Source organism: Saccharospirillum impatiens DSM 12546 (assembly GCF_000423605.1).
Classification (GTDB): Bacteria; Pseudomonadota; Gammaproteobacteria; order Pseudomonadales; family Natronospirillaceae; genus Saccharospirillum; species Saccharospirillum impatiens.
Genome location: NZ_AUIH01000036.1, coordinates 1 through 24,978 on the forward strand (window position 1 = coordinate 1; position 24,978 = coordinate 24,978).

Below are 24,978 nucleotides of genomic sequence, written 5' to 3' on the forward strand. Positions count from 1 at the left end.
TCAAACGAGCCTTTGGGGCTTCAAAAGCGTTATGGAAAGGCGAAGACGGCTTCATGTCTTTTGTCTGGGCGTCGGCCATCAGCTATAACCTGACGCGTCTGGTTAGGTTGAACAGCAGCTAGCGCTGCGACTGACTCGATCACCGCCAGATACAAGGGTCAGAAAGGTGCTGGCACAGAGGCGGCTACGCCGAATTTGTCGTACTGATTGGATTTTGATTGGTTATGGCAGGAAAAAAAGCTAAAAGCGGGGGTTACCACCAAGCGGATCCGACGACCAATGGAGGACGTTGGCATCTTTCTGAAAAATCGCCCTTTCTGGACGGGCACTAACTACCAGTTCCTTAATGATCGCGCTCGGCCATTTGTTGGCGCTAGCCTTGGTGGCATCTATGGCGATGGCATCAACAATAGCGCCTTCGCCGGCCTGGAGACAGGATTGAAATACTACGTTCAAACGAAGACCTATTTCCTGTCACGGGTTGAGTATCAGTTCCTTTTCGATAGCACCAGTGACGCTTCCGACGCGTTCCAGGACGATGGAGTATGGGCGTATACAGTAGGTCTGGGCTATAACTTTTGATGCAACACCACTGACGGCTTTGCAGGCAGCGTTACCGGGTGGCCATTGCCGGAACGGAACGCTGCCACTGCGAACAGCACCTCTTCCGCAATACATCACGCAGTTGCCACAATAACCGTACCGGAAACGGTGCTTTGAGAGATTGTTGAAAAACGTCTCCTGCTTTCTTTTAAGCTACATCCGTGTAGCTCATCCAGCGGGTCTGTAGACGAATCGGTCGACCCTATCCGCCCAACGTCACCTCGACAAAGTGTTCCTGACGATCATCGATCAGTGGTATTCGCATGTCGGAATGCTCGGTTCCATCCACTGTCATACGATCTGCCACTCCACTGGTCCGGCCACGGCAATCGACAGTAATGTGATAGCAGGTGTCACCAAAACGGTAATGGATTTTATAGTCATCCCAACCGGCTGGTATACAGGGTCTGATGCGCAGATGATCAGCCTCCAATTGCAATCCCAGCAGGGTTTCTACCGTCAACCGATACATCCAACCCGCCGCTCCGGTGTACCAGGTCCAGCCACCGCGCCCCAGGTGTGGTGTCACGCCATAAATGTCAGCACACATCACGTACGGCTCGACTTTGTAGCGTTCAATGGATTCAGCCGTACTTCCGTGGTGTACCGGGTTAAGCATGTCAAAGTATTCCCAGGCGCGCTCGGTATCGCCCTGCAGAGCGAGTGCCATCGTGGCCCAGATCGCGGCATGGGTATATTGACCGCCGTTTTCCCGCACTCCGGGAATATAGCCTTTGATGTAACCGGGCTCCAGGTCCGATGCGTTAAAGGGAGGGTCAAGCAATTGAATGATTTTGTTGTCACGCCGCACCAGTCTGCGGTCTACCGCTGACATGGCCTGGCGAGCCCTGAGCGGATCGCCGCCTCTGGAAATCACCGCCCAGCTCTGGCTGATTGAATCGATCTGGCATTCTTCGTTAGTGCTCGAACCCAAAGGCTTACCGTCATCAAAATAAGCTCGCCGATACCAGGCTCCATCCCAGGCCTGAGCCTCAATATTGCCGCGCAACTGTGTCGCCTGATCAGTGCAAATATCGGCAAACGCATGATCATCGCGGGCACGGGCAAGGCTGGCAAACTGATCAAGATTATCAACCAGAAACCAGGCCAGCCAGACGCTCTCACCCCGGCCCTCCTTGCCGACGAGATTCATGCCATCGTTCCAGTCGCCGCAGCCCATCAGCGGCAGTTGGTGAGCACCAAAGCGCATGCCGTGCTTAAGCGCGCGCACGCAGTGTTCGTAAAGACTGGCCGCTTCGGACGAGCGTTGCGGCTGATCATAGTAGGCTTCCTCTTGCGCATTCAGCTCACGGCCCTCCAGAAAATGGATGGACTCGTCGAGTACAGCGGTATCACCCGTCGACTGCACATAACGGCATGTGGCGTAGGGTAGCCATAGATAATCGTCGGAGAAATGCGTGCGTACGCCCTGCCCGCCCGGTGGATGCCACCAGTGTTGCACATCGCCTTTGAGAAACTGGCGACCGGCGTGCCGGAGCAATTGCTCACGCACGAGCCAGGGCGTGGTATGGACCAGCGCCATGGTGTCCTGCAGCTGGTCGCGGAAACCATAGGCCCCGCCGGACTGATAATAGCCACTGCGACCCCACAACCGACAAGACAACGTCTGATAGACCAACCAACCATTGGCCAGTACGTTCAGTGCCACGTCGGGGGTGTCGACGTTGATAGCGCCCAGCGTACGGTTCCAGTGATCCCATACAGCCTCCAACGCTTGCCGTGCGCCCGCCCGGCCGCCGAATTGTTTAATGAAGTGGCGCGCTTCATCGGTGTTCTCGGCCGCGCCGAAGACGAAGACAATCTCGCGGTCCTGACCGGGATCGAGTTCAATTCGGGTCTGAATCGCGGCACACGGATCGAATCCAGCCCCAGTTGCGCCCGACAAACGCTCACGGCGCATCGCTGCCGGATGGGTAAGCGCACCATTGCGGCCAATGAACTCAGTCCGGTTACCCGTCACTGAGCGCTCGCCCTCGCTGACCTGTGCGAATACGATCCGGTTGGCACATTCACGTCCGTAGGTATTGCGAGCTAACAATGCCCCCGTTTGCAGATCGACCTCGGTAACAACATGCATCAGGTTGGTGTGGCGCAACTCACCAAGCACCAGTTCCCAGCACCCGGTGAGCGACAGACTGCGCGCATACCCCGACTGATTGTGCACCCTGATCACCACAAACTTGACGGGTGCATCCATGGCAACATAGGTGGTCATTTCCGACGCAATACCCGCCTCACAATGCTCAAACACACTGTAGCCAAAACCGTGCCGACACACATAGCCGGAGCGGCCACGGGCCGGCAGCGGTGTCGGCGACCAGTACGCGCCAGTGTCTTCATCGCGAATGTAGAATGCCTCGCCACTGCTGTCACTGAGCGGGTCGTTTTGCCAGGGGGTAAGACGAAATTCATGCGCGTTACCCACCCAGGTATAGGCACTGCCACTCTCACTGACAACCGTACCAATGTGCGGGCTGGCAATGACGTTAGCCCAGGGCATCGGCGTGGTTTGTCCCGGCTCCAGAGTGATGACGTATTCGTGGCCATCGGTGGTAAAGCCGCCCAGCCCATTGCAGAAAATACGCTCACGCTCGGCTAGCGGCTGCACCGGTTCGGCGCTCGCTCTGCTCGAAGGCACCAGCAAGTCGGATTTGCGTTCTGCCGAAACGCGGCGATCGGCTTGTTCGATCAGAGTCTCAGCCGTGTCGCTGAAGACGATGCGCGCGACCGTTTGCAGCAGGACACGTTCGTCCTCCGAAAGCTCGTCGGCACGGCGGACAAAGACGCCTCCCGGTTTATCAACTACCTGTGCCTCGGGTCCCGCGTTGACAAGCCTCGTGATCATGTCCTGCAGCTCTGTCCGGTAGCCGGAAAAATCTTCATTAACGATCACCAGGTCAACGGCGAGACCTTTCAGCCGCCAATAGGCATGCGCCTGCAGCACCTGTTTGACCAGATCGATGCGATGCAGGTCACCGATGAGCAGCAGCACAATCGGCAGATCGCCCGAGATGGCAAAGCGCCACAATCCCGGCTGCCCCAGCTGGTTTCGGGCAATGACGTCGGAATCCGCACGGCGCAAGTTATTGCCATAAATGACCGAGTTGGCCAAACGGCCAAAAACCTGGGCATCGGCTTCGCTCGCATTGAGGTGCCGCAACACCTCCTGGCTCTGAAACCAGGCCATTTCGAATGCGCGTTCAACGAAGTGGCGTTCGGCGTATTTCTCGAGCAATGCCAGTGCGCCTTCGCGCGTGTCTGCAATCCCGGAAATGATTTGCACGCAAGCGGTTTGATCAGCAGACAACGTCAGAATGCTGCGAATGGCCACACAGGGGTCGAGCACTGCACCCTCGGTGTTCGACAAGCTCGACTGTCGATCTGCGCTGTCCAGCACCACCGGATTGGCCGCCGTGCGGCCGCGGCCGATGAAGCGGGCCCGGTCGGTTTCACAAGATAAGTGCTCGGCCAGAGCGCCGGGCGCTGCCAGCAGGTGAAACATCCAGGGCACCTGCTCGCCGGGCGTGCGCGGGCGTCGAGTGCAGAGAATGGCCTGCTGCCCGGGCAATATTTCAGTCTGAACGAACAAATTACTGAACGAGCGATGCGCCAGATCGGCATTCAGCGGTGCCAGCACCACTTCCGCAAAACTCGTCACTTCTATGTGGCGGGTACGGGAGGACTGGTTAGTCAGTGTGACGCGACGGATCTCGACATCGTCTTCCGGGGAGACGCTGATCTCGGTGTGCGCTTCGATCGCGTGGTCACAGCGCCGGTATTCCGCCCGCGCCTGCACGAAAATCGCTTCGTAATAGTCGGCCTCGCACAACGTCGGCTGATAGGCTGTTGACCAGTATTGTCCGGAATCGCGGTCACGCAGATAAATAAAGGTACCCCAGTTATCGCAGGTGGCGTCTTCACGCCAGCGAGTAACAGCGACATCGTGCCAGCGGCTGCTGCCACCACCGGCATGGGTCGCCATAACGTGATAGCGCCCGTTCGACAGCAGGTGAACCTCAGGGAGTCGGGTATTGGGATCGGTAAAAACTCGCATGTTCGAACCCGCCTCCACGCTTGGCGGGCGAGCAGCGGCGCTTACTTCGGCCGCGTGAGGATTCAGCCTGTCGCCATGCTTCGGAACCCGCTCTTGCAACAACAACTCAGTCGCCCGAATCAGCGGGTCGGACATAAAACGGCGTTGCATGGGCTGATCGAACAAGACATGCGCAAACGCCAGCAAACTCATGCCCTGGTGGTGCACCATGAAATTTTGCACGATGGCGTGCTGCTTGCCCCGAGCCACGCGTGTGGGCGTATAGTCAATGGCTTCATAAAAGCCATGGGTACCGAGGAAACCCTGCTCGGCCAGCGCTTGCAAATTGCGGCAGGCCTCCTGAGGCATCACCATCAACGCCAGGGCGCTGGCATACGGTGCGATGACAAGGTCATCGCCCAAACCGCGTCTGAAGCCAAGACCTGGCACACCGAATGCCCGATACTGGTAAACGTGATCGATATCAGTCGCGTTGTAGCAGGATTCAGAAATGCCCCAGGGCACAGCGCGTTGCCGGCCGTACTCGATCTGGCGTGACACGGCGGACTTGCAAGTCTGGTCCAGCAGCGTATTGGCGTAACTGGGCATGATCAGTTGCGGCATCAGGTATTCGAACATCGAGCCACTCCACGAAATCAGGCTGACATCGCCACCATGGCTGGTCAAAAGCCGGCCGAGTGCGAACCAGTGTTTCTGCGGCACCTGCCCTCGCGCAATCAGCAGGAAGCTGGCCAGGCGCGCCTCCGATGCCAGAAGATCGTAACAGGCAGGATCGCGTCGCCGTTCACCGACGTCATAGCCTATGCTCAACAAACTCGCCCCGTCATCGTAGAGAAACCCGAAATCCATATCGGCCAGCGCCCGACAGCGGTCCACCAAGGTGTCGATAAGATCGAGTTGCTGCTGCACGACCCCGACAGCGTTGTCAGCCAACCCCACCTTGTTCGCAAGACCTTTGTGTTGCCCTGCCGTTAGCGTGCGATCTTCAACGTCGTCGCAAAGCGCCTGGAATTGCTGGTCGAAAGTCTGCATCCAATAGAGCAGTTCACTGTCGTTGTCCACCGTTGCTGGCAGCCAGGCAATCAGTCCGTCACTGGCCTGACGAATCTTGTCCAACGCGCTCACAACATCGCCAGGCAACTGCGGTGGTCCCTCCCGTATGATCGTAACCAGGGTGCTCTGCACCTGGCGTATGTTTTCCGCCAGTTTGACCGAGGGTGACACGGGTACCTGTTCCGCCAGTAGCTGCAGCGTGTCCTGCAAACCGTACAAGGCGCCCGGTGACAATAAAGGCCGGCTTTTCAGTTCGACCAACCCCGCTTCCAACGTGAGCAGACTGCCGGCCAGGTTACCGCTGTCTACCGAAGAGACGTATCTCGGGTACAAGGGCAACAAGGTTCGGGTGTCATACCAGTTGAAAAAATGGCCATGGTAGCGTTCCAGCTTTTCCATCGACGTCAGGGTGTTGCCGACGCGATGCAGGCACTCTGTCGGGGTAATATAGCCAAAGTCGACCGCGGCCAGGTCGGCCAGCAGCGACATGCCCATGTTGGTTGGCGACGTGCGCGAGGCAACCGTCGCAGCCGGATAGGCCTGAAAATTGTCGGGTGGCAACCAATGGTCGACCGGCCCGACAAAGTCGACAAAATAGCGCCAGGTGCGGCGGGCTGCCAGCCGTAAAAATGTTCGTTGCTCGCTACTTAAACCAGGCTTGGGCGCTATCAGGGGCTGGCTGATCCACCAGCCGACAACGGGCATCAGCAGCCACATCAAAAGCACCGGGGCGGCTGCAAGCCACACCGACGCCGGGCGCGCCAACATGACCAGAATCACACCCAGCCCGGCCACCAGCAAGGGGGCAATCCACATCTCCCGGAAAAATTCAGGCAGTGACCGGCAAGCATTGCGACGTGCATAACCCGGCAATTGCCACAGCAATAAGCCGCGCCGCGTGAACGCCATGCGAACAACGGAATGCCAGATTGCCCGGAGGGCAATCAGCGTGTCATAGGGTAAAAACATTAGGGTCAGAACGGCCAGCGTGATTGGACGGCCCGCTGACTTCCCAGACAGGCTCAGATGCAGCAACCAGTCGACTTGCGCAGGCTTGCGGATCAGACCTGTTAAAGTGGACAGCGCAACCGGTAAGAACAGCACCGTCAACGCGAAAAGCACCCCTAACCAGGCGGGTCCCGGACCCGCCAGCCAACCGCCTGCCAATATGGCAAGCAGCGCTGGGGCTACCAGACTGCGTCGCAGGTTGTCGAAAATTTTCCAGATGGACAAAGCCGACAGCGGGTTCGCCTGTCGACGTGATTCATCGCCATTCACTCCGGGCGGCCCCGGCACCCGTGGCAGCAGCCAGCCGATCAGTTGCCAGTCACCCCGTATCCAGCGATGACGTCGACTGGACTCGATGGCAATGCTGGCTGGTTGCTCCTCAATCAGGTCGACATCGGTCACCAGCGCCGAGCGCGCATAGCCGCTTTCCAGCAAGTCGTGACTGAGGATAAGGTTCTCCGGAAAGCGGCCGTCAACAGCCTGACGAAACGCATCGACATCGTATATGCCCTTGCCAATGAACGAGCCTTCCCCGAACACATCCTGGTACACATCTGATACCTCGCGCGTGTAAGGGTCGAGACCTGAGTCTCCTGCGAACAGCCGGGTAAAACGTGACTGGCCGGCGCTGGTCAGGCTGATCGAAGCGCGCGGCTGAAGAATCGCGTAGCCCTCAACGATACGGCCGCAAGCGGCGTCGTAAACCGGCCGATTGAGTGGGTGCGCCAGATTGCCAACCAGGTTGAAGGCGGCGTCTCGCGGCAATTGAGTATCGGTGTCCAGCGTGATGACGTACCTGATCGAACTCAGGATAGCCTGATCACCTACGATGTTTGAAAACGCCAGAGGCGCCTCACCCCGTAGCAAGGCGTTAAACTGCTCCAACTTGCCACGTTTGCGCTCGTAACCCATCCAGACCCGCTCGTACGAATTCCACAACCGCGGCCGGTGAAAAAGATAAAAAATACAGGGTCGGTCATCACGGTAGGTGTCATTGAGCGCTAAAACCGCCGCACGTGCGTGGTCAAGCAAGTCAGCATCGCCCGGCAACGTTTGCTCGGGCGCATCAGAGAAGTCCGTTAACAGGGAAAAATACAGATTGGCATCGCGATTGCCCAGGTATCGAATCTCCAGTGCCTCCAGCAGAGCATCAATCTGCTGCCGACTGCACAGCAGCGTTGGCACGGTCACCATGGTGCGGTGGACCGCCGGAATTCCCCGGGAGAAATCCAGTCGCGGCAAAGCGCGCGGTGGCATAAACAGTATGACGGCCTGGTTGACCAAAGCGACTGCCAGCGCCGAGCCAGCCACCATGCCAGTTATCGCAAAAAATCCGTAGTACCAGACTGGGAGAGCGAATCCACCCAGAACGGTTAGCACACCGGCAGTCGTCAGCAGTGTGAGTAACGCGATAGCGCCGAGATACAGAGCAAGTCGGCAATGCCGACTCACTTTCCTGACACGATCTGCCCATGACGAACGGTAGCCGACTGCCCGTTCCAGGCAGGGACGCCCCCGATCGACCAGGTAGTAGCCCACATGCACACTCCGATCATCCCCACCCCGCTCGGCAGCCGCCGCCTGGGCCAACACGATGGCTTCGCGTGCTACCTCTATTTCACTGAGGGGGCTGGCCCGTGCTACGTCTTCGATGACATGCCGGTAGCGATCACGGGTCGCGAAATCCTGGCATGCGTGCATGCCAGAAGGGTCTTCGCGCAACGTTATTTCGACGATACTGAGCGACTCAACATAGAGCGTCCAGTCCATGGTGCCAATGAAGCGCAGACTGCCAATACTGTTGGCAATGGAGATCTGATTCGCGGCATCCGTCCGCCCGGCCGCCTCCGACAACTTCGATGCAGTTACCCCCTGTTCAAGCAACGTCTGCTCGACCCAGGTTTGCACGAAGGCCATGGCAGGCCCCATTACCTGAAGCCGGTCATAAAACTCCTCCACAAAGGGTGCCGTCAGTGGTACGTCGGCATAGGCAAACTCCGCCAGCAACTGAATTAATTGCTTCGGGTCGCTCTCGGCCGCCGCAAGCATGCGATCTGCCCAGGTAATGGCGGCATCCCGTTCCTCTCGCCGCTGGGCAATGCGCACGCCAACGCGACGCAAATTTTCCAGCAACGCCAATTGCAACATGATGGGAAAAGCCCACAGTTCACCTAGCGTCAGGGGTTCTACCGTTTGGTAGGCGGCAATGAATTGGGTCACGTTTTCGCTGTCGACGCGGCCATCCATGTGGGAGATCAACGCCAGCGCCAGGTCGTAAATTCGGGGGAAACCGGCCGAATGGCCGTCGGCCAAACGGGGTAATTGCCGGCTGTATCCACGTGGCAGCAGTCGGCGTGCCAGGCCAACCTGCTGTTCAATCAAATAGAAGTTGTCGAGCAGCCAGGCCTCTGTAGGCACAATACGCTGGCCTGCCGTCGCGGCCACGGTGACCACTTGATAGGCCGCCAAGAGGACGCCTGCGTTATCCTCCAGGCGCGACAGCAATGTGTCCGGACCCGGGTGCGGGTCTATTTGATGCTGACTTCCCAGAAAAACCGCGTGACGCTTGAGTTGCTCAATACTGAACAGCTCAGCGCGCAATAATTGGGTGTCCCGATCATGGCGTATTTCATTCCCTGTCCGGGCTGACACTGTGAACGCTTTGATGGTTTTGCTCCCTTTAAAACCATCAAATCATAGGCAATGAGACACACCCCGGTCGGTGCACTAGCCCACATAGCCATTCTGGCAAGTTAATGCGAATCGTTCAGATTTAGAGCGCCTGCGTAAAGCAGCACACAAAGCGCTTTCCGCAGTCGAATCGACACCTCCACATTAGCTGCACCGTCCCGGGCGATTGCCGCAAAGGCATAGTCAACCATAGCGTCCATCAACAGTTCAATGCCTGGGAGTACCGGTCACTCCCACTCAATCGTCGCCGGCGGCTTACCGGAAATGTCATACACGACACGTGATACGCCAGAGATCTCGTTAATTATCCGGTTACTCACGCGCTCCATCATTTCATAAGGCAGGTGCGCCCAGCGGGCGGTCATGAAATCGATGGTTTCTACCGCGCGCACGGCGATCACCCATTCGTAGCGACGGCCATCGCCGACCACGCCGACCGATTTGACTGGCAGGAACACGGCAAACGCCTGTGAAGTCTTGTGGTACCAGTCAGCCCGGTGCAGTTCTTCAATGAAGATGGCGTCGGCTTCACGCAACAGGTCCGCGTATTCTTTTTTAACTTCGCCGAGAATGCGCACGCCCAGGCCCGGCCCCGGGAAGGGGTGGCGGTAGACCATGTCGTAATGCAGGCCCAGTTCCATGCCGATCTTGCGCACTTCATCTTTGAACAACTCACGCAATGGCTCGACCAGTTTCAGGGCCATGTCGTCCGGCAGCCCACCGACGTTGTGGTGGGATTTGATCACGTGCGCCTTGCCGGTTTTGGAGGCGGCGGATTCAATGACATCCGGGTAAATAGTGCCCTGGGCCAGAAAGGCAACATCGGGGATTTTCGAGGCTTCTTCGTCGAACACTTCAATGAACTGGTGACCGATGATTTTGCGTTTTTTCTCCGGGTCGGCTTCGCCTTGCAGTGCATTGAGGAAACGCTCTTCGGCGTTGACGCGGATGACTTTTACGCCCATCTCCCGGGCAAAAGTGGCCATAACCTGGTCACCTTCCTGCTTGCGCAGCAGACCATTATCGACAAACACGCAGGTCAGCTGATCACCAATGGCTTTGTGCAACAGGGCGGCTACGACGGAAGAATCCACACCGCCGGACAGGCCAAGCAAGACATGCTGGCTGCCTACCTGGTCGCGCACTTTATCGACCAGATCATCGATGATGTTGGCCGGCGTCCACAAGGCATCCAACCCGCACAAGGTGCGAACAAAGCGCTCCAGAATGTCCAGTCCCTTCAGAGTGTGGGTCACTTCCGGGTGGAACTGCACGCCATAGAAGCGTCGTTCATCGTTGGCCATACCGGCAATCGGGCAACTGGGGGTCGATGCCATCAACGAGAAGCCGTCCGGCATGGCGCTCACTTTGTCACCGTGGCTCATCCAGACGTCCAGAAAATCCAGCCCCTTGGAGGTTTTGTCACTCAGACCATCAAGCAGCCGTGACGCGGTATCGACCTGCACTTCGGCGTAACCAAATTCCTGTTCTTTCGACCCGATGACCGAGCCACCCAATTGCTCAGCCATGGTTTGCATGCCATAGCAAATGCCCAGCACCGGGACGCCAAGGTCAAATACCGCCTGGGGCGCCCGGGGTGAGTCCTCAGCATGCACCGACTCCGGTCCGCCAGAGAGGATGATACCGTTCGGGTTGAACGCACGAATCTCTTCGCTGGTCATGTCGTAGGGGCGGATTTCACAGTAAACCCCAATCTCACGCACGCGGCGTCCGATCAACTGGGTGTACTGGGATCCGAAATCGAGAATGAGGATGTTCTGGGCATGAATGTCGAGGTGGCTCATGGCGGGTTCCGGCTGGTTGTCCTGAATGGGGTCTGATCGTATTAACAACAAAGCGGCCCTCGGGCCGCTTCTGATTCGGGCTTAGCTAACCCGGTAGTTTGGCGCTTCCTTGGTGATCTGCACATCGTGTACGTGCGATTCCTTGATGCCCGCACCGGTGATCTGCACAAATTCCGGTTTGGTGCGCATTTCTTCGATCGAGCGGCAACCGGTGTACCCCATGGCGGCGCGCAGCCCGCCCATCAGCTGGTGCACCACAGCGTGCAACGGGCCTTTAACGGCGATACGCCCTTCAATGCCTTCCGGCACCAGTTTTTCAACGCCGCTTTCCACCGTCTGGAAGTACCGGTCACTGGACCCCTGGGTCTGACCCATGGCGCCAATGGAACCCATGCCCCGGTAGCTTTTGTACGCGCGGCCCTGAAACAGCTCCACTTCACCGGGCGACTCGTCGGTACCGGCAAACATGCTGCCGGCCATAATCACCGAAGCACCAGCCACGATGGCCTTGGCCAGATCGCCGGAGAAACGAATACCACCGTCGGCAATGACCGGTATGCCTTTATCGTTCAGCGCAGCAGAGACATTGGCGACTGCCGATACTTGCGGCACACCAACACCGGCAACGATTCGGGTGGTGCAGATAGAACCGGGGCCAATGCCCACTTTAACGCCATCGGCGCCCGCTTCAGCCAGTGCCAGTGCCGCGTCGGCGGTTGCAATGTTGCCACCGATGACGTCGACTTGCGGGTAGTTTTCCTTAACCCAGCGCACCCGGTCAATCACGCCTTTGGAATGGCCATGAGCGGTATCAACCACAATAACGTCGACTCCCGCTCGCACCAGGGCATCGACCCGGTCCGGCGTTTCAGGCCCGGTACCGACTGCGGCACCGACGCGCAGGCGACCATCGGCATCCTTACAGGCATTCGGGTAAGCTTCGGCTTTGTTGATGTCTTTTACCGTCATCAGACCGCGTAACCGGAAATCGTCATCGACTACCAGTACTTTCTCGATGCGGTACTCGTGCAGCAGGTCGCGCACTTCCTGGGGGCTGACGCCCTCTTTGACCGTCACCAGTTGGTCCCGGCCGGTCATGACGGTTTCGATACGGGCATCCAGGTTCTTTTCGAACCGGACATCGCGGCTGGTCACAATACCCACCAGATCGTCGCCTTCCATCACCGGCACGCCGGAAATGTTGTTTTCCCGGGTCAGGGCCAGCAGCTCACGCACGCTGGCGGATTTCTCAATGGTGATGGGGTCGCGGACCACGCCGGCTTCAAACTTTTTGGTCAGCCGCACTTGCTGCGCCTGCTTTTCAATGGTCATCGCCTTGTGAATAATGCCGATACCACCTTCCTGCGCCATGGCAATGGCCAGACGAGCTTCGGTAACGGTATCCATCGCCGACGAGACCAGAGGGATGTTCAGACTGATGTTGCGGGTAAGCTGGGTTTTCAGCGTTACGTCTTTGGGCAGTACTTCGGAATAACCGGGTACAAGCAAGACGTCGTCAAAGGTTAGGGCGGTTTCGGCAATACGCAACATGGTGGACTTCCCTCCGGGGTGTGTGGGAAACGATCCGAACAGAGTCGGATCCGAATTGCGGCGGCATTATAACCATTTTTGCCTGCGAACAAAGTTTTGTGGTTAAATAACGCGCTTATATACCGTGCCTCAATGCGGTCGCGGTAAATGCACCGGGATCTTTCCGGCTTTCCGCTCCTGTTTGCCTCTGCACAGCAGGCATTGCCGACCGGTCAGACCTGCCTACGGATTCGACTGTTCATGAGCCTTGCCGATCCAAACGCCCCACTTTCTGTCAGCCAACTGAACCGTCAGGTCAAATTCCTGCTGGAAACCCAATACCCGGCGATACCGGTCACCGGCGAGTTATCCAATGTGTCTCGCCCGGCATCCGGCCATGTCTATTTTACCCTCAAGGACCAGGGCGCCCAGATTCGTTGCGCTCTGTTCAAATCGGTACTGGCGCGCTCGGCCTATAAGCCCAAAGAAGGCGACCAGGTGCTGCTGCGGGGCAAACTGAGCCTTTATGAGGGCCGGGGTGACTATCAAATCATCGTCTCCAGCATTCAGCCCGAAGGCGAAGGCGCCCTGCAGGCGGCGTTTTTCAAACTGAAAGAGAAGCTGGAGCGCGAAGGCCTGTTTGCGGCCGAGCACAAGCAACCCCTGCCAGGTGCCATTCACCGGGTCGGCATCGTGACCTCGCGCACCGGCGCCGCACTGCACGATATTCTAACGGTCCTGAAGCGCCGCTTCCCGGCGATCAGTGTGGTTCTCTATCCGGTTCAGGTGCAGGGGGCTGACGCACCCGGGCAAATCATCAGCGCGATTGAAACCGCGAATCGGTTGAATCAGGTCGATGTGTTGATTGTCGGCCGTGGCGGCGGTTCGCTGGAAGACCTGTGGAGTTTTAATGACGAGGGCGTAGCAAGAGCCCTGTTTGCCTCAACACTGCCGGTGGTATCGGCGGTCGGTCATGAAGTGGATGTGTCGATCAGTGACTTCGTCGCCGATGTGCGGGCAGCAACACCGTCGCAGGCCGCCGAGCTGGTCAGCCCGGACCAGGCCGATATTCGCCAGTTGCTCACCCACCGACGCGACCAGCTGGTAAGACGCTGGTCGGCCATCAACCAGACGGCGCAGCAGCGGTTGTCGTATTTACGCCAGCGCTTGCGCGACCCCGGTACACTCTTGCGCGAATGGCAACAGCGGCTGGATGACCGGGAACGTCGACTCGTCAGTACCGCTCAAAGTCAGCAACGCCTGCGGGTTCAGCGGTTCGATGCACTGGAAAAACGATTGCACCGGGCGAGCCCGATGGTTCGCCTCAAGACCGATCAACAGCGACTCGCCCAATGGCGGCAACGCCTGGAACGCCTGGGTTACGAACAAATAAAACCCCGGCGCCAGCAGCTGGCCGCCTATGCCGGGCAACTGAATACCCTGTCACCACTGAATACCCTTGAACGCGGGTACAGCATCACCCGGGCTGAAGATGGCCAGGTTATTCAGCAGGCCAGTCAAACCAAAGCCGGAGATCGGATCACGACGCTATTGCGTGATGGTACCCTGACCAGCCGGGTGGAATAGTTGTTTTCACCGGCTGGGATGCTCCCCGTCGCCCAGGGGACTGGCCTCCTACGGTTTATCCGGGGCTGGTTTAATCTTTTGTAGGAAGCCAGTCCTCTGGGTGACAGGGAGCACAATAAACCACGGCATCCAACCCGCTATCCTAATACCCCGTCATCTCCAAATACCCGACGCCGCCAGAACTGCCTTCAACCCTAACCGGCCCTTCCCAGTATGGCACCAGCGTCGCCAGCCAGCTGTCAGCCTGCCGCGCCCGAACCGTCCAGCGGGCATTCTGACTCGGGAGTTCGATGCGCCAGCGCAGTGGCAACGATTTTCGAGTGCCTTCGCCCGGGTCCACAACCACTTCGCCCCACTCAAGAGGCTCAATCACCAAATCGCCTTCATTGAGTGACCGCGACTGCCCATCAGCATCTATCCAGGTGCCTCGCACATAGGGCTCTGCGTCTTTCTGACGCAGATGGAAGGCCATCAACGAAGTACCATCGTCAAACTGAAGGGAAAACCAGTCCCAGCCTTGCTGATCCCGGGCCAGCGGCTGAGAACTCCATTCTCGGTCCAGCCAGCCTTCACCGGAGACCGGAACCGCGGTACCGTCGATGGTCAGTTCACCGGTGATCTGCAAACGGGGCTGGCTGTAGTAGTAACTGCCCTGCCCCTGACCGGATTTCTGGCTGAAACCGTTGTCACCGTGCAACACCCAGGGCTGGTCAGCCTGCCAGTCGAGCTCAATGGCCAGGCCATTGACCGTGGTGCTTAGGTGGCCCGGCACCGGGGCGTCGGAGGTGCCCAGCAATTGCCAGTCATCCAGCCAGGCGTTGAACTGCCCTGCCTCCGCCAGGCCAACACCGGCCTGGCCAATACCGCCTCGCGCAAAACGTTCTTCGTAGTGGTGACCGGTGGGTGTATGAACCGCCGAATGCGCCATCCACATCTGGTTACTGCGCCACCACCCGACAACACTATCAACCGGGCGCAGCGCCGTGCGAAACAGAGTCCAGTGAACGCCGTAGGGCTGGCCTTCGGTATCGATGAGGTTGGCGGTCAGGTACCACCATTCGATGCGGTAATCCGGGTGGGCCAGATGATCTTGCGGAAACCCTATGGGTTGCCCGGGCAGAGCTGTACGGTAGCCCTCGCCGCTGGCCCGCATGATATCGAGCGCAGACCCTGCGTCTGAATCACTCTCGGCCAGTACCGGACTGACCAGGGCGACGGCACTCAACCATGCAACTATCGGCAACGAACCCCTCATGCCGCATCCTCCCCCAGATGTTTCAATGCCTGCGGCAACCGCAGGCGGACTTGCAGGGCGCTGATCGCAAAGGTAAAACCAGCCACAGCGAGCGTCAGCCAGAACAGCGTCAGCGCCGGTTCAAACCGCCAGATCAGGGGCATGGTCCAGCCAAAACTCAGGACGTTCAGATCATAAATCAACAGTCCGGCCAGCAGGGTGCCCAGTGGGATCGACAGCAACCAGGTCACCAGCAACCCGATACCCAGTGGCAAACCGACGATCAACAGCCACTCGGGGCCACTCACGCCCATACTGCGCCAGTGGGCATAGCTGGGCAGCCGTTGCTGGTGAATCGCCAGCAACGACGCCAGCAGGGCGATACCGGCGACGGTAAACGTCAGGGCGTTAATCGCGGCAGTCATGGCGAACGTCCGGTCGAAGACGCGCAGGGAAATCGCCAGCACATCGTCGCGCCGGGTCCAGTCACCGGGGCGGGCACCGGCCCGGGTAAGCGCCGCTTCCGCCCGGGCCAGAGCATCTGCATCGTCACTGAGCCAGAGGCCCAAACCCTGCTCTCCCGCTGTCGACCAGAGCGCCTCAACCCGTTCATGGGGCAGGTAAAACTGATAGGTCGGGTTGCCGTAATCGTGATAGAAACCAACCACCTCGAACGAGACTGTTTGACCTTCAACGGGCAATTGCACCCGGTCACCCAGTTCTATGCCAGCCAGATAGCGCGCCTGCTCGTTGGCAAAAATCACGTCCGGTGCGCCGTCAAACCAGTCAGATGCCCGATCAGATTCTGCGGCCAAAGGCAGTGCCCGGGTATCCGATGTTTCTGTATTCAGACCCCGTATCTGAGTGGGTCGGTCTTGCCAGCGTACCGTCAATCCGTTGCGCCGGTGAGATTCCACCAGCCAGTCACCCGGTTCAGCCAGCAGTGCATCAATATCGAGCGTATCGCTTTGCACAAACAGGTCAGCCGCCAGGCGTTGCTGCAGCCAGTCACTGAGTGACGTTCGAAACGAATCGACCAGTGAATCGACGCCGAAGTTGGCGGTCAGTGCCAGCAACAGGGCCATAAGCGCTGTACGCAAAGTGCCCAGCTGCGCCAGGCCATCGCCACAGGCCCAGTTCAGGCGCCAGGCTGAGGCGGGCAAAACCCGCTGAATACCCTGCAACACCAGAGCAACGCTCCAGGGCAGCAGCCCGGCACCGGCAAACAGAATGAGCGCGAGTACCGTGAAACCCATGACGATGGAGTTCAGCCGGAAATACAGCAGCACTGCCAAAACGGCCAATATCATGCTGAACCCTAACAGGCGCCTGCGGGCCCGGGCATCCTGTTGCCAGTCGGCCGGTTCATCGCGTTGCGATTGAATCGACTGGCGCGCCAGTCGCCACAGCGGCCAGGCCAGTGCCAGCAGCAGCCCCGCCAGCGTCAGCAACCAGGCCTGAATGAGTGTTTGGGGTTGCAGCAGCAAGTTGTGATCCAGTACGGCGCCGTACAGGTTTTGCAGGGTGGCAGCGACCGACGGTAGCAACAACAGACTCAGCCCGTACCCGAGGGCCAGTCCTCCGGCCGTTCCGACGAGACTCATAACCAGCGTTTCCAGCGCGATTGCAGCCAGCAGCAAGCGCTGGCTGACACCCAGTTCACGCAAGGTGGTGAGCGTGTGCCGACGCGAGGTGAGTGCAAAGCGCACGGCATTGAACACGATAAACAGGCCAACGGCGAACGACAGCAGACTCATGGCCGACAACTGGGTGTGCAAACTCTGGGTCAGTTCATTCAAATCAAGCCGTTGCTGATTGGCGACCAGGGCCAGATCCGGGTTCAGTTCAGCCAGATCGGCGTTTAGCCTGGCCTCATCTTCAACCGTCAGTTCGGCAACCACCAGATAACTCAGACGCGACTGATCCAGCACCGTCAGAGCAGCGCCGATGTCCATGAAGGCACGCAAGCCTTGTTGTTCGCGACTGAACAGCCGCGCCGGAGGCAACTCACGACCGCTACTCAGTTGCAGCCGCTCCCCACTTTCCACGCCCAACTGTTGCGCCAGCGTCTCGGGCAGCCAGACCTCGAACGGCGGCGTGGCCAACTGCAGCCAGCCGCCTTCAGCCAGCCCCGAATCGCCCGTCGCCGCGTCAGCGGGTAACACCAGCAAATCGGTCGCAATCAGACTGATGACGCCTTGCTCCGCCGTGGTCAGTCGTTGTTCCAGTATTGGGTAAACCGATCGCCAACCCTGGCGGCGCAACTGAACGTAATCGTCAACCGAAATACCCTGCCCCTGGCGTGCCCGCACCCAATGGCTGGCCTGAGCGCCGAGCACCTGATCGGCCTCGGCATAGCTGGCACGGGCATGGGCGTTGATCACCTGCACCGCCGACCAGAGCGCGACACCCGTGACCAGGCCGGTCAGCAGAAACATCGTTTGCAGAGGGTGGCGCCGGTAATGACTCAGCAGCGTCAACAACACCCGCAGCAAGCGCGCGAACCCGGCCTTCACGCGCCGGACAGCCGACGTAACTGGCCATGTTGCAGGCGCCATTGTTCATCCAGAAAGCCTGCCATGTGAGCGCTGTGGGTCACCATGAGCAAACTGCTGCCGGTCTCGCGAACCAGGTCGACCAGGACGCCCATCACCCGCTCACTGGTGTCTTCATCCAGATTACCCGTCGGCTCGTCGGCCAGAACCAGTGCCGGGCGATGCAACAGCGCCCGGGCAATGGCAACGCGCTGTTGCTGCCCGCCGGACAATTGATGAGGCAGGCGCCGGGTCAGCCCGTCGAGCCCCAACCGATCAATCAGATGGTCCCGAAAGGCGGTATCCAGACGGTGGCTCAACCGGGCTTGCAATTGCAGGTTGTCGAGTACGGTCAGGGTAGGTACCAGATGGTATTGCTGGAAGATCAGGCTCAGCCGATCACGTCGCAGGCGATTCCAGTCATTGGTGTGCAGGGTAAGGCTGCTGCGCCCATCGATCGTCAGGTCACCGGAATCAGGTGTATCGAGCCCGGCGATCAGGTGCAACAAGGTGCTTTTACCGCTGCCACTTTCCCCCAATAAAGCCGCAGACCGGCCAACCGGCAAATGAAAGTTGGCCCCATTCAGAACGGTGACATCGCCATCGGGCTGGGCAAATTGTTTGACGACCTGGTTTAGCCTGAGCATGGCGCCTCGCGGGGGTAAACAGAGTTATTCGAGCAGTTCTCGAACACGGATGGCCAGTTGGGCTACATGATCATCCGCTGCGCCCAGTTCTTGCAAGGCCTCATCAAGCTGCAGCAGGTAGTCGGCATTGGACCCGGAAGGCCCGTGGCTATCCGCAATGTGACGGGCCATGTCGGTTAGCAAGGCTGGACCGAGAAACGCCAGGTTAGCATCGCTGGCCACATACACCAGTCCGTCAACAGAGTGGCCGTCAGTAAAGGACATGGGCGTAAAAAAGCGTAGATACCCGTTTTTCTCACGCACATCCAGGTGGGCAAAGGTATCCGGGGTAACCCGGTAGCCCAGGCCATGACAGACGGCACCGGGCTCCTCAACCAGAGTCACCACACGACCCGGTGCTTCCGGCGTACCACGGTGATCGTGAGAGCCTTGCCAGAATCGGCGTGACCAGCCCGAAATACTGGCTGGCTGACACTCCAGATAGGGAAAATCAACTTTGTAGAGCAGGGAGCCATAGCCGAACAACCAAACATCATCCAGATGGTCGAGTGGCGTATTCTGCTGGTTCAGTGCTGTGGTGTCATTCGACATGGATAACCGCCAGTTGGTCTGTTAGCAAGCGCTCACACTGGTCGAGCTGGCTTTCCCGTTCGGTCAATGCCAGGGCCACTTCGGCTGGAAGTGAGTTCAGGGTACTGTTCCACCGTGGCGTAAACACCCGTCGGGAGAGGCTGATCAGTCGTTGCGTCGTCTGCGCCAATTGCTCGCGCAATCGCCCTCCTCTGGCGAGCGATTCAAGCGCCAGGGTGCAGTCATATTCAAGCGCGTTTATGCGGGCCAATTGTGGCTGAAGTTGCTGCCACTGAGCTGGAGTCAACGCATCAAACCATTGGCTTTCGCACTGCAATGACGGAATACCCATCATATAGGTCTGCAGATCGTCATAGCCCCGCGGGACACGCTCCGACTGGTTGCACAACCGGCTCAGCAAGCCCGGGTTAAGCTGCCGGTTTTCGGCCACCAGAACCGACAACTGAGACTCACAACGTGCCAGGTCTTCGGAAAGGTCAGAGCCCTGCGACGCCTGGTGTCGTTGCAACAAATACCGGGGATAACGGTCAAGCGTGCGTAACGGAGACTCACTGAGCACAGCCAGCTCTTCATAGCAGCGCTCAAGCTGATTCGTATCGTCGGCGAACGCTGCTGGTATATGACTCAGCAGCGATAACGCCAGCGCGCTAGCGACGAGCGCGCTGTGTTTTCTTAGTCGTTTGCTTGCCACCACGTCCACCCTTGGGACCAAAGCCCGAAGGCTTGTTGGCGTAGGGGTTCTCGCCCACTTTAAATTCGAACCGGATCGGCGTTCCGCGCACCTTCAGGGCTTTGCGAAAAGCGTTTTCCAGATACCGCTTGTAGCTGCCCGGCAAATCACCCAGCTGGTTACCGTGTATGACAATGATCGGCGGGTTCGAGCCGCCCTGGTGAGCATAACGGGGTTTGATGCGGCGTCCACGCACCATCGGCGGCTGATGCAATTCAATCACGCCCTGCATGATGGTGGTCAGCTGATTGGTGCTCCACTTGCGCCGCGCCGAGTGATACGCCAGATCGACCGACTTGTAGAGGTGACCCACGTTGGTGCCATGCAGCGCAGAAATAAAATGCATATCAGCCCAGTCGAGGAACGGCATGCGCCGGTCGATGCTTTCCTTGATCTTCTTTTTCTCGTCTTCGCTGAGGCCATCCCACTTATTGATGGCGACGACCAGACCCCGGCCAGATTCCAGCACGAAGCCCAGCATATGCATGTCTTGCTCGACCAGGCCATCCCGGGCATCCAGTACCAGCACGACCACATTGGCGTCCTGAATGGCTTGCAGGGTTTTGACGATGGAGAATTTTTCAACGGCTTCAGACACGCTGCGCCGACGCCGAATCCCGGCGGTATCAATCAGGGTATAGGCCTGGCCGTCACGCTCGTAGGGGATATAGATGCTGTCCATGGTGGTGCCAGCCTGGTCGTACACCACCACCCGGTCTTCCCCCATGATGCGGTTAATCAGCGTCGATTTACCGACATTCGGCCGACCGACAATGGCCAGACGAATGTTATCGTGTTCGTCCTCAGCGCTTTCAATGGGTTCCGGCTCGGGAAAATCTTCCAGGGCAAGTTCCAGCAAGGAGCGCACGCCACGGTTATGCGCTGCAGCGATGGGCAACGGGTCAGTCGACAAGCCAAGCTCGTGAAAGTCGCCCAGTACGACATCGGTATCCAGACCGTCGGTCTTGTTCACCACCAGCACGGTTTTCTTGCCGGTTTTGCGCAAATGCTGGGCTATGTGATTGTCAGCTGCGGTCACACCCGCCTGGGCATCGGTGATGAACAGCACGACATCGGCCTCTTCAATGGCGGCAAGGCTCTGCTCGGCCATTTTCGCATCCAACCCCTGCTCGAACCCGCTGATGCCCCCGGTATCGATAACAATAAAGGGGCGCTCGCCCAGCTTGCCATCGCCGTATTTACGGTCACGTGTCAGGCCCGCCCAATCGGCCACGAGGGCGTCCCGGGTGCGGGTGAAGCGGTTAAACAGGGTCGATTTACCCACATTGGGTCGCCCGACCAGGGCAATTACAGGGATCATGTCGTCTTCCAGTGCCTCTAGAGGCTATAAAATGCAAGAAACCGCGAGGCCCATCATGGGCTCGCGGTTTGTATTTTTGTCACGTTTCAGAGTTCGCTTTTGCCTTGGTGCCAGGCGTCCGTATCAGGCACCGGGTGTGCCTGTCTGGGGTCGGCGTGAACCCATCCATGGGGCCTAGACCGCAGCATCCTTGCTGCGGGCTCCCCCAGACAGGCACACCCGGCACCTGACACTCAGTTGGTTGCAAACTCCGAAACGTGAAGTATTAAAATCTACCCTTCAGTCCGCCACCAACGGCCGTTATTGATCGCGCCGGCGCAAACTCAACATCTTGATGCGCGAGCTGTTGCCTTGTTGCAACAAGCGGTCGCCATACGGCACCGGGGCGGTATAAATGCCGGTCCAGTCGATCTGATGTGAGACCAGCCATTCACCGGAATCAGCATCCAGCACATGCACGAAGCCAGCGCCATCGGCCACGGCAAGGGCATTCTGCCCTGGCCATTCAACGACTTTAGTCAACCGGCGGTAAGTGAACTGTTCCTGAGTCCAGACTGGCTCCAGAGTTTGCGGATCAAGGGCTATTACGTGGCTCTGATCGTTAACGCCATACCAGTAATTTTCACCGGCAACGATGGCACGATAGGTCGAGAAAGGCTTCGACGCCACTACCCGACCCGAATTTGCCTCGATCACCAGCATATCACCCTGATACCCGGCGGCCAGAATATAGCCATCAACAACGGTAACCGAACCATCAACATCGACCAATCGGCTCACATCGGTTTTGCCGGATGCCCTCGCCAGGCGATATTCCCATTCCGGAGAGCCATCGTTCAGGTTCAGCGCAACCAGTTTGCCGTTGGCCAGCCCGGTGACGACCCAGTCATTCACCACAACCGGCGCCGCGGTGCCAGTCACCGTCAGACTCGGCTCCAGGTCCTGATAGGCCCAGAGCGTGCGACCTGTCGTGCGCTCCAGCGCCGAAACGCGGCCATCGGTGGTTTGCACGATAATACGGTCATCAAGCAAAACGGGGGCTTCTGTTGCCAGCGCGCCCAGCGCGTTGCGCCAGAGTGGCTCGCCGCTCCAGTCGAGCATCAGCAAATCACCGTTACCGGTGACAATGAGCATGTTCCGATCATCGGCCGCAACCGGCGCCACGATCTGATCAGCCACCTGACGGCGCCAGATGAACCGGCCACGGTCATTCAACAATACAATCTCACCCAGTGGCGATGCCGTAAGAATGCCCTGCTCCGTAACGGTCGGCGTGATCCGATTCAACGGCACTTCCGTGTAGAAATCGACCAGAATATGCCACCAGTCAATCGTCAGCCGGGCTTTCTCTGGCCGCTCTTCAGGCAGAGGCGTCGGCGCCTCTCGAAGTGGGCCCGACGAACAGGCCGCCAGCAACAAACTGGCGACCAGCGTCAGTATCGCAGTCAACCGCATCAAGCGTCGTCCGTCGTGGCAGCCAGGTCATCCAGCTTCATTTTCAGATAGGGGCTTTCCACGCCTTGCTGCTGCGCCTGCTCATAGGCCAGCCGGTAGGCTTCACGTGCGGCTGCGGCATCCCCTTCAGCGCTGTGGATGTCGCCACGCAGTTCATTGATAACCAGGTCATAACCCTCCGATGCAATGCCATCGAGCGTCGCCAGCGCGGCAGCATTGTTGTCGCGGGCAAACTGAACCCGCGCCAACCGGACCTGAGCCACAGGCAGCAACAGCGCATCGCTGTTCTCAACTGCCCAGGTTAACTCCACCTCAGCCGCGGGCAAATCACCTTGCTCGACACGGCTTTTGGCGGCCTGCAGAGCTGCGTATACAGCATAGGTTGTGTCGGCGTAATCAGACTTCAGCGTTTGTGCCAGCGCAAGGCGCTCCCCGGCATCGCTTTGCGGGTCGTCTACCAGCTCCATCAGGGTGATGTACAAACCCGAGGCGGCTTCCTGTTTCGCATCGACAGAATTGCTGTAATACAACCAGCCAAAATAGGCGATCAGTGCCACCAGAATGCCACCAATCACGCCATTGCCGTAAGTTGCCCACCAGCGTTTAATCGCTTCAATCTGTTCCTGTTCGGTATCGTACACCCTGTCTTTCTCCTCTGGCGGATACCAGGCGGTTCATCATGAACCCCAGGCATCCGGTTCCCCGGTGTCAACCGGAGGGTCTGTTTTATGATTGTGCGTGCGTAACCGCGTGTTGCGACTGGCTACCATACTGATTCATCAACCAGTTCGCCAGTTCCCCCTGCGCCAGGGTTTGCTGTGGTGCATCATCGCGCAGGAACTTAACCGTGACCTGACTGCCGGCGGCCTCGTCTTCACCCAGAATCAGCGCCCAGCGAGCGCCCGACTTGTCGGCTTTCTTCATCTGGCTTTTGAAACTGCCGCCACCACAGTGGGAAATCAGCCGAAGACCGGCGACATCGCTGCGAAGCTTTTCAGCCAGCGCCATACCCTGGGTTTCAGCCAGATCTCCGGCCATGATCAGATAGGCATCGACAGTGTCAAAGACACGGGTCGGTATTTTGTTGAGTGTTTCGAGCATCAACAACAGCCGCTCGACACCCAGGGCAAACCCGGCTGCCGGTGTCGGCTTGCCACCCAGAATGGGCACCAGGCCATCATAGCGCCCGCCACCACAAACAGTGCCCTGCGCACCCAGGCTGTCGGTTATCCACTCAAATACGGTCTGGGAATAGTAATCGAGCCCCCTGACCAGACGCGGGTTCACCACGTAACGGACACCTGCGCTGTCCAGCCGCGTGCACAGGCTTTGAAAGTGCAGTCGCGAGTCGTCATCCAGGTAGGAATCGAACCGGGGCGCGCTGTCGAGCAGCTTTTGGGTGTTCTCTGACTTACTGTCCAAAATACGCAGGGGGTTGCTGTACAGTCGGTTCTGGCTGTCTTCATCCAACTGCTCTTTAACGGTTTCGAGGTAATCGACCAGCGCCTTGCGATAGCGGCCTCGCGCCTCGGCACTGCCCAGAGTGTTCAGGTTAAGGGTCACGTAATCGCTTAACCCGAGGTTGTTGAACAGGCGGGCAGACACCAGAATCAGCTCAGCATCGATGTCCGGCGTAGCAATGCCAAACACTTCTGCCCCGATCTGGTGAAACTGACGATAACGCCCTTTCTGCGGCCGTTCATAGCGAAACATGGCGCCGCTATACCAAAGCCGCTGAATCTGATTGTGCAGCAGGCCATGTTGCAGGGCGGCCCGCACACAACCGGCGGTTCCCTCGGGGCGCAAGGTCAGGCTGTCACCACCGCGATCGTCGAAGGTGTACATTTCCTTCTCGACGATGTCGGTATGTTCGCCCACACCGCGCTTGAACAGAGCCGTCGGTTCCACAACAGGCATGCGAATTTCACGATACCCATATTGATCCAGAACGGCCTTGATCTGACTTTCCAGGTACTGCCACACCGGGCTTGCATCCGGCAGGATATCGTTCATGCCACGAATGGCTTGTAAAGTGGACAACCTGTCTCTCCCTAATTCAATTCGGTCAGCGAGTGGCCTGTCGCACGCCCGGGGCCGTGCAAGCAATATCGGAT

At 58.6% G+C, this 24,978-nt stretch carries 14 protein-coding genes; 2 read left to right on the forward strand and 12 right to left on the reverse strand.

The window, feature by feature from the left end:
* Window positions 1-207: 207 nt before the first annotated feature.
* A complete protein-coding gene (locus tag G565_RS24395; RefSeq protein WP_245584197.1) occupies window positions 208-582 on the forward strand; it encodes a porin family protein in 375 nt (124 codons plus the stop codon).
* Window positions 583-805: 223 nt separating this feature from the next.
* On the opposite strand, the gene G565_RS0115320 is transcribed toward G565_RS24395, so the two are convergent.
* The 3 genes from G565_RS0115320 to guaB all read right to left on the reverse strand — a co-directional run bounded on the left by G565_RS0115320 (window position 806) and on the right by guaB (window position 12,786).
* Window positions 806-9,391, reverse strand: coding sequence for a GH36-type glycosyl hydrolase domain-containing protein (locus tag G565_RS0115320; protein ID WP_211227190.1), 8,586 nt, complete (start codon window positions 9,389-9,391; stop codon window positions 806-808).
* A 266-nt stretch (window positions 9,392-9,657) separates the two neighbouring features.
* Window positions 9,658-11,235 (reverse strand): glutamine-hydrolyzing GMP synthase, encoded by a 1,578-nt coding sequence (gene guaA / locus G565_RS0115330; RefSeq protein WP_028671686.1) that lies wholly within the window; start codon window positions 11,233-11,235, stop codon window positions 9,658-9,660.
* A gap of 81 nt (window positions 11,236-11,316) precedes the next feature.
* Window positions 11,317-12,786: an IMP dehydrogenase gene (guaB, locus tag G565_RS0115335; protein ID WP_028671687.1), complete on the reverse strand. Its 1,470-nt coding sequence runs from the start codon at window positions 12,784-12,786 to the stop codon at window positions 11,317-11,319.
* A gap of 240 nt (window positions 12,787-13,026) precedes the next feature.
* On the opposite strand from guaB, the gene xseA reads away from it, so the two are divergent.
* Window positions 13,027-14,352, forward strand: coding sequence for an exodeoxyribonuclease VII large subunit (gene xseA, locus G565_RS0115340; RefSeq protein WP_028671688.1), 1,326 nt, complete (start codon window positions 13,027-13,029; stop codon window positions 14,350-14,352).
* 142 nt (window positions 14,353-14,494) lie between these two features.
* Here the strand turns inward: xseA and G565_RS0115345 are convergent, their stop codons facing one another.
* From G565_RS0115345 to hisS, 9 genes are all read right to left on the reverse strand, one after another.
* The gene (locus G565_RS0115345) at window positions 14,495-15,607 is read right to left on the reverse strand and encodes a lipocalin-like domain-containing protein (RefSeq protein WP_037339652.1); all 1,113 of its coding nucleotides are present in this window, start codon (window positions 15,605-15,607) and stop codon (window positions 14,495-14,497) included.
* Window positions 15,604-18,144: an FtsX-like permease family protein gene (locus tag G565_RS0115350; protein WP_051208030.1), complete on the reverse strand. Its 2,541-nt coding sequence runs from the start codon at window positions 18,142-18,144 to the stop codon at window positions 15,604-15,606. Before G565_RS0115350 ends, G565_RS0115345 begins: the two co-directional genes overlap by 4 nt.
* Window positions 18,099-18,767 carry an ABC transporter ATP-binding protein gene (locus G565_RS0115355; RefSeq protein WP_028671691.1) on the reverse strand — a complete coding sequence of 223 codons (669 nt, stop codon included), beginning with the start codon at window positions 18,765-18,767 and terminating at the stop codon, window positions 18,099-18,101. The genes G565_RS0115350 and G565_RS0115355 overlap by 46 nt, the downstream gene beginning before the upstream one ends.
* Window positions 18,768-18,791: 24 nt before the next feature.
* On the reverse strand, window positions 18,792-19,358 hold the full coding sequence (locus G565_RS0115360; protein ID WP_028671692.1) for a gamma-glutamylcyclotransferase: 567 nt from the start codon (window positions 19,356-19,358) through the stop codon (window positions 18,792-18,794).
* On the reverse strand, window positions 19,348-20,049 hold the full coding sequence (locus G565_RS0115365; RefSeq protein WP_028671693.1) for a hypothetical protein: 702 nt from the start codon (window positions 20,047-20,049) through the stop codon (window positions 19,348-19,350). The genes G565_RS0115360 and G565_RS0115365 overlap by 11 nt, the downstream gene beginning before the upstream one ends.
* Window positions 20,006-21,409, reverse strand: a complete 1,404-nt coding sequence (der, locus tag G565_RS24400; protein WP_051208033.1) for a ribosome biogenesis GTPase Der — start codon at window positions 21,407-21,409, stop codon at window positions 20,006-20,008. Before der ends, G565_RS0115365 begins: the two co-directional genes overlap by 44 nt.
* Window positions 21,410-21,709: 300 nt before the next feature.
* Complete coding sequence (locus tag G565_RS0115375) at window positions 21,710-22,864, reverse strand: outer membrane protein assembly factor BamB (protein ID WP_028671694.1); 1,155 nt, start codon at window positions 22,862-22,864, stop codon at window positions 21,710-21,712.
* Window positions 22,864-23,505 (reverse strand): YfgM family protein, encoded by a 642-nt coding sequence (locus tag G565_RS0115380; protein WP_028671695.1) that lies wholly within the window; start codon window positions 23,503-23,505, stop codon window positions 22,864-22,866. The genes G565_RS0115375 and G565_RS0115380 overlap by 1 nt, the downstream gene beginning before the upstream one ends.
* Window positions 23,506-23,590: 85 nt before the next feature.
* The gene (hisS, locus tag G565_RS0115385) at window positions 23,591-24,877 is read right to left on the reverse strand and encodes a histidine--tRNA ligase (RefSeq protein ID WP_037339656.1); all 1,287 of its coding nucleotides are present in this window, start codon (window positions 24,875-24,877) and stop codon (window positions 23,591-23,593) included.
* Window positions 24,878-24,978: the final 101 nt, after the last annotated feature.